This window comes from Rhodococcus sp. P3_B8 (assembly GCF_056402775.1).
The window spans coordinates 1-5,927 of record NZ_JBFUGT010000367.1 but is presented as its reverse complement, the minus strand read 5'-3'; the positions used below and the strand labels follow the sequence as shown (position 1 = coordinate 5,927).

Sequence of the window (5,927 nt, the reverse complement as noted above, 5' to 3'; positions counted from 1 at the left end):
GGCCACCCGCTACGACAAACTCGCCCTCACCTACCGCGCCGGATTCCTGCTCGCCGGCATCGTCGAGTGGCTCAAACTATTAGGAGACATGTCCTAGAGGGACGCGGCACCGCGGTACGGATCGCGGACGTCGATGCCCGCCTCCGTCCAGGCGTCGCGCAGTGCCCCGGCGCCGCGCAGCCGGACCCACGCCGCTTCGGTGCCGGTGAGCGGCACGACAGCGAGGAACCGCACGGCCTCCGCGGGTTCKGGCAGCGGGAGGTCCGGGACGGTCGATTCACCGAGCAGCACGGCGGTGAACGGTGCGTCCTTCCACAGCGGCTCCCCCAGGTCGAGCAGCGCGTCCTCGACGAGAACCACCCCTTCCACCGACGGCGCCGCCGCCAGGACCGCGAGGGTCCGCGCAACTCCCGATGCCACCCCGGCCCCACCGCGCAGGGTGAGGATCAGTTCGGCGCGGGGGCCACGGAGCGGGTCGGCCACCAGTTCGCCGGGGTCGCCCATCGGGTGCCGGGAGCACCCCAGGGTCACGTAGCGCACCAGCCCCTCTTCGTCGGGTGCGAACCGCAGCACGTCCAGCGGCTCGACGCCCAGGAACGTCACCGATGCCGCAGTCGGCTCCGGTCCCCCGATCTGCCCCAGCAGGTGCGCGCGAACGGAGGCCACAACGCTGTCAGTCACCCCGCAATCAAACCACCGAAGCCGCTCACCCGTCCTCCGGCCTCGCGAGCCGGTAGCGTCGGAGCATGGTCTCGGTACTCGCAGTGTCCGACGAGACGATCGAGTCGCTGTGGAGTTCGCAGGTGCGTGCCATGGACGTCGACCTGATCCTCGGTGCGGGCGATCTCCCGTTCGACTACCTGGAATATCTGATCGACGCGCTCGACGCGCCGTGCGTCTTCGTGCCGGGCAACCACGACGCCGACCTGTCCGGCTACTCCGCGGGACGTGTCGGATGGATGCGGGCGGGTCTGCCCTCGGCGTGGCCGGGACCCTGCGGCGCGGTCAACGCGGACGGCCGGATCGTGCGGATCGCGGGCCTGCGCATCGCCGGTCTGGGTGGATCGATCCGCTACAACGACGGCCCCAACCAGTGGACCGAGCGGCAGCAGCGGCGGCGGGCGCGCAACCTGGCGCTGACGAGTGCGTGGCACGCGCGCCGCTCGGGTGTGTCCGGCGTCGACGTGCTGCTCACGCACAGCCCGCCGCGCGGAGTGGGCGACCAGGAGGATCCACCGCACCGGGGTTTCGAGTGCTTCGAGACCCTGGCGGGCAGGTTGCAGGCCCGCGTCATGATCCACGGGCACGTCCACCCGTACGGCCGGGCGGCCGAGGACCGCACACTCGGCGCGACGACGGTGATCAACACCGTGGGATTCACCCTGATGGAGTTGGCCCCGGGCGCCGACCCCACCATCGTCAGGCGCCGGCATGGCACGTGACACCGGATTCCCCGCCGCCGACGCGGAAAACGACTTCACCCGCCAGCGCCGCCGCGCCGAGTTGTCGCGGCTGGTCAGCTGGCTGCGCCGCGAACCGGACGACGTCAACGAGATCCTGCCGTTCGACGAGGTGGTCGCTGCCGTCGGCCGGGTCGGGGAACGGTCGCTCGGCCTGCAGGTGATCCCGGTCAACTCCATCGTCGGGAGCGTCGACCGGACCCGCGACTTCGACCGGTTCTTCCGGCCCACGTCCACCCGGGTGCGCGAGCGCTGGCAACGGCTGGCGGCCGCGCAGCGCCGGGGGGAGTCGGTGCCGCCGATCCAGGTGTATCGGATCGGGTCCATGCACTTCGTCAGCGACGGCCACCACCGCGTCTCCATCGCGTACGCGATGCACTGGAGCACGATCGACGCCTACGTCACCGAGATCCAGACCAAGATCTCCCCCGACGGGATCGCGCAGCGCGGCGACCTGGTCATCAAGGACCACCGCCGCCTGTTCCTCACCCGGGTGCCGCTCAGCGGGCCCCAGCGGGCGGCCGTGGTCGTCACCGATCCCTGGGAGTACGCCGAGATCAGCCAGAGCGTCGAGGCCTGGGGTTTCCGGCTCATGCAGGAGGTGGGCGAATTCCTCAGCCGTGAAACCGTGGCCCGGCGCTGGTTCGGTGAGGAGTTCCTGCCGGTGGTCCGGATGCTGCGGGCCGCGGAGATGCTGCCCGACCACACCGACGCCGAGGCCTACCTGTGGGTGGCGCGGGAGCGGTACCGCCTTGTGCGCCAGCATGTCTGGAACGACGAGATCATCGCCGAGCTCAGCCACCTCGCACCGCGCAGGCACAAACCGGCTAGCCCGTGAACCGCACGACACGCTCGGGCGCCTCGGGGTGCGCAAACTTCAACAGTCGCCTGCCCTCCGCCTCGATCGCGGTGCGATGCGTCTTCGCGATGGTCGCCAACGGCTCCACGTCGAGTACCGCACGGGACTTCTCGACCACCGTCGTGGTGAACGCCGCGACCCTGCCGTTCACCAGGACGGCAGGTTTGATGATGCCGTTCTGGGTGAAGACCTTCTTCCGCACGTCGTCGTCGAGGAGGCGTCCGCGGTCCGCGTGCGAGAGCAGCACGTTGTCGAACGGCGCGAGGATGCGGACGGGGGCGGGGGTGCCCGGGTCCGGCCGGGGTGCGTCGGGAAGGTCGAAGAGTTCCGGACCCGCTTCGCCCTGGAACACCCGGAGTTCCGGCCGCAGCCGGTCGAAGACCTCCCCGAGCCGCGTCAGCCCCGACCAGGCCTGGGCGTCCCGCGCGCTCGCCGGGCCGAACGCGGCGAGGTAGCGCAACAGCATCGTGTCGATGGACGGCGCGGCGGACAGTGGACGACCCACCCACGACTCCAGCGTCGACAGCGCCGGTTGCCCGGACCTGCCCCAGAGCCCGCGCGGTGGAACCTGGACCATCGGGACCAGTCCCCGCACCCCGTGGGCGAGCGCGGCCCCGTCACGGCCGGGGAACCGCTCCTCGAGCAGGGGCCGCATCTGCGACTGCGTGCGGGGTTCGTCGCGCACCAATTCACGTCCCGCGGCGGCGAGGGCGCCGAGGTCGATCCCGTCGAGACCGGACCGGTGCTGTGTGTTGGTGTGTAGGTCGCGGTCGAGCAGCGGTTGCGTGAGCGGACGGAACGAGAGCGCGTCCGTGGCCGACAGGGCGAAGACCGTGCCGCGCATCGCGACAATCCGCACCACCGCGCGGTTCTCGATGAGGTCCGACAGCGACTCGGCGCGGAATCGTGTCAACCGCGTCCACAGTGCGAAATACGGCGGGGCCGGAGCCTGGGCTTGCAGTCCGCAGAGGTGCTCGATCATGTCGAGGGCGGACGCGTCCGAACGGCTCAGCAGCGATTGCCGGGCCAGTGTGGCCCGGCCCAACGCTCGATTCGACATGCGTTGAGACCCCACCGTGAACCCCTTCGTTAGTTAGCCCCAGTACCGTATTTGATTACGCCGTTCACCGACCCCTACAGGAGGACCCCATGGCCGCCGGATCGACAACCGCAGCCAGGGCTCTCCTGCCCGTCATGTGCTTCGTCGTGATGATTGTCGCCGTTCTGCAAACGTTGGTGGTGCCGATCGTCGGGACCATCGGCTCGCAACTCGACGTCGGCCCCACCGCCGTCGGCTGGCTCCTCACCGCGAACCTCCTCGCGGCCGCCACCGCGACGCCCGTCCTCGGCCGCCTGGCCGATCTCCGCGGCAAACGGCCCGTCCTGCTCGGGGTGCTCGTGGTCGTGCTGCTCGGTTCCCTCATCGGTGCGTTGTCGACGTCGGTAGGAGTGCTGATCTTCGCCCGCGTGCTCCAGGGCGTGTCGTTCGCGCTGTTCCCGATCGGCATCGCGGTCCTGCGTGACGAACTTCCCGCCGAGAAGCTGACCGGGGCGATGGGGATCTTCTCCGGCACCCTCGGATTCGGCGGATGCTTCGGCATCGTCCTCACCGGTGTGCTGGTCTCCGACGGCGCCGACTTCCACCGCATCTTCTGGCTGTCCTCGGCCATCACCGCCGCCGGACTCGTCCTCGCCTGGATCGCCATCCCCCGCCGCCCGCGCACCGGAACCGGATCCATCGACTGGATCGGCGCGGCCGCTCTGGCCGCCGGCCTGGTCCTCGTCCTGCTGCCGCTCGCCGAGGGCGGCACCTGGGGCTGGACGTCCCCCGTCACCATCGTCAGCGGAATCGCCGGAATCCTGGTCCTGATCGGCTGGTTCCTCTTCGAACGCAGGATCACCGACCCACTCGTCGCGCCCCGGCTGCTGACCAACCCGCCCGTCCTCGTCACCCACCTGTCCGCGCTCGTGGTCGGCATGTCGATGTTCGTGATGTTCCTGGGCAGCTCGTACTTCGTCCAGACCCCGCGCGCGGTGGCCGGATACGGCTTCGGGGCCACCGTCCTCGAGGCCAGCACCGTATACCTGCTGCCGGGCGCGATCAGCGGCGTCCTCGCCTCGATCCTCAGCGGAAAACTGATCCACCGCTTCGGATCCCGCGCCGTCCTCATCGCCGCGAGCGTCGTCGGCGTCAGCGGTTTCGTCGTGTTCGTCTTCGCCCACGACCGCACGTGGGAAGTCATCGCGGCCATCCTGCTGGTCAACACGTACATCAGCCTCGCGTACGCGTCGCTGCCGTCACTGCTCGTGGCCGAGGTCCGGCAGGACGAGACCGGCGTCGCGAACAGCATCAATTCCATCGCCCGGTCCGTGGGCAGTTCCGTCGCCAGCGCGCTGCTCGCGACCCTGCTCGCCGGCATCACCATCGACGGAACGGACGTCCCGACCGAATCGGCGTACGTGATCGCGTTCGTCGTCGGCGCGACCGCCGCCGCCCTCGCCGGGCTGCTGCCGTTCTTCGGGATCACGCGCACCACCCGCACCCCCTCCGACGAGGAGGAGGACGAGGTCCACGCGACCGCCCTCGCGGCCGAGTGGGGCACCGTCGGTGGCCTCGGCGGAGCGAACACCCGCGGTTCGGGTGAGCGCCCCGCTCAACGGGTGAGGTTCGCTCCCGAATCCTGATCGAACAGGGCGATCTTCGCCCGGTCGAACCACAGTTCCACCGGCCTGCCGTGCGCCGCGGACGATTCGGTCGACAACCGGGCGACCAGCTGCCCGCCGCCCGCGACCGCGGTACCCGAGTCTGCGGCGAGCTCCTCGAGTTCCCGGGAGGTCACCTGCGGCCCCTCCGCCGTGAAATAGGCGTACTTGTCCGAACCCATCGACTCGAGCACCTCGATGTTGGCCGTGAAGGTGCCACCGGCCGCTCTCTGCCCCTCGTCGACGAGCCCCACGTCCTCGAAGTGCTCGGGACGGATCCCGACGACGACGTCCTTCGCCGTGTTCGACGACCCGATCTTGTCGCGTGTCTCCGGGGGCAACGTGAACTCGCCGAGCGGCGTCGACACCCCGTCGGCGGTGAGCTGCCCCGGGAAGAAGTTCATCGACGGCGAGCCGATGAACCCGGCGACGAACAGGTTGTTCGGGTGGTCGTACAGATCCTGCGGCGCCCCGATCTGCTGAACCACACCGCCCCGCAGCACCACCACCCGATCGCCGAGGGTCATSGCCTCGRTCTGGTCGTGCGTGACGTASACCRTGGTGGYGCCGAGTCGCTGTTGCAGCCGGGCGATCTCGGTGCGCATCTGGACGCGGAGTTTGGCGTCGAGGTTCGACAGCGGCTCGTCCATCAGGAACGCCTTGGGGCTGCGGACGATCGCCCGGCCCATCGCGACCCGCTGCCGCTGTCCGCCCGACAGATTGGCCGGTTTGCGATCGAGGTGCTGGGTGAGGTCGAGGATCTTGGCGGCGTTGTCCACCTTCGCCGCGATGTCCGACTTCGACATCTTCGCCAGCGTCAGCGGGAACGCGATGTTCTGCCGCACCGTCATGTGCGGGTACAGCGCGTACGACTGGAACACCATCGCGATGTCGCGGTCCTTCGG

6 protein-coding genes are annotated in these 5,927 nt (G+C 69.7%); 3 read left to right on the top strand and 3 right to left on the bottom strand.

Annotated elements, in window-relative coordinates; genetic code table 11:
- Window positions 1–93: 93 nt before the first annotated feature.
- Window positions 94–681, bottom strand: coding sequence for a suppressor of fused domain protein (locus AC1D1G_RS40450; RefSeq protein WP_283332894.1), 588 nt, complete (start codon window positions 679–681; stop codon window positions 94–96).
- A 65-nt stretch (window positions 682–746) separates the two neighbouring features.
- On the opposite strand from AC1D1G_RS40450, the gene AC1D1G_RS40445 reads away from it, so the two are divergent.
- Together AC1D1G_RS40445 and AC1D1G_RS40440 are read left to right on the top strand one after the other, a co-directional pair.
- Window positions 747–1,442 (top strand): metallophosphoesterase family protein, encoded by a 696-nt coding sequence (locus tag AC1D1G_RS40445; RefSeq protein WP_005264659.1) that lies wholly within the window; start codon window positions 747–749, stop codon window positions 1,440–1,442.
- On the top strand, window positions 1,432–2,298 hold the full coding sequence (locus AC1D1G_RS40440; protein ID WP_005264657.1) for a hypothetical protein: 867 nt from the start codon (window positions 1,432–1,434) through the stop codon (window positions 2,296–2,298). Before AC1D1G_RS40445 ends, AC1D1G_RS40440 begins: the two co-directional genes overlap by 11 nt.
- Here the strand turns inward: AC1D1G_RS40440 and AC1D1G_RS40435 are convergent.
- Complete coding sequence (locus AC1D1G_RS40435; protein WP_280783510.1) at window positions 2,288–3,394, bottom strand: winged helix DNA-binding domain-containing protein; 1,107 nt, start codon at window positions 3,392–3,394, stop codon at window positions 2,288–2,290. The two genes, AC1D1G_RS40440 and AC1D1G_RS40435, sit on opposite strands and share 11 nt — an antisense overlap.
- Window positions 3,395–3,468: 74 nt before the next feature.
- Here AC1D1G_RS40435 and AC1D1G_RS40430 point away from each other — a divergent pair, with 74 nt between their 5' ends.
- Window positions 3,469–5,004: an MFS transporter gene (locus tag AC1D1G_RS40430; RefSeq protein WP_283332893.1), complete on the top strand. Its 1,536-nt coding sequence runs from the start codon at window positions 3,469–3,471 to the stop codon at window positions 5,002–5,004.
- Here the strand turns inward: AC1D1G_RS40430 and AC1D1G_RS40425 are convergent.
- A partial coding sequence (locus tag AC1D1G_RS40425; protein ID WP_477956404.1) for an ABC transporter ATP-binding protein occupies window positions 4,974–5,927 on the bottom strand: 954 nt, incomplete at its 5' end. The two genes, AC1D1G_RS40430 and AC1D1G_RS40425, sit on opposite strands and share 31 nt — an antisense overlap.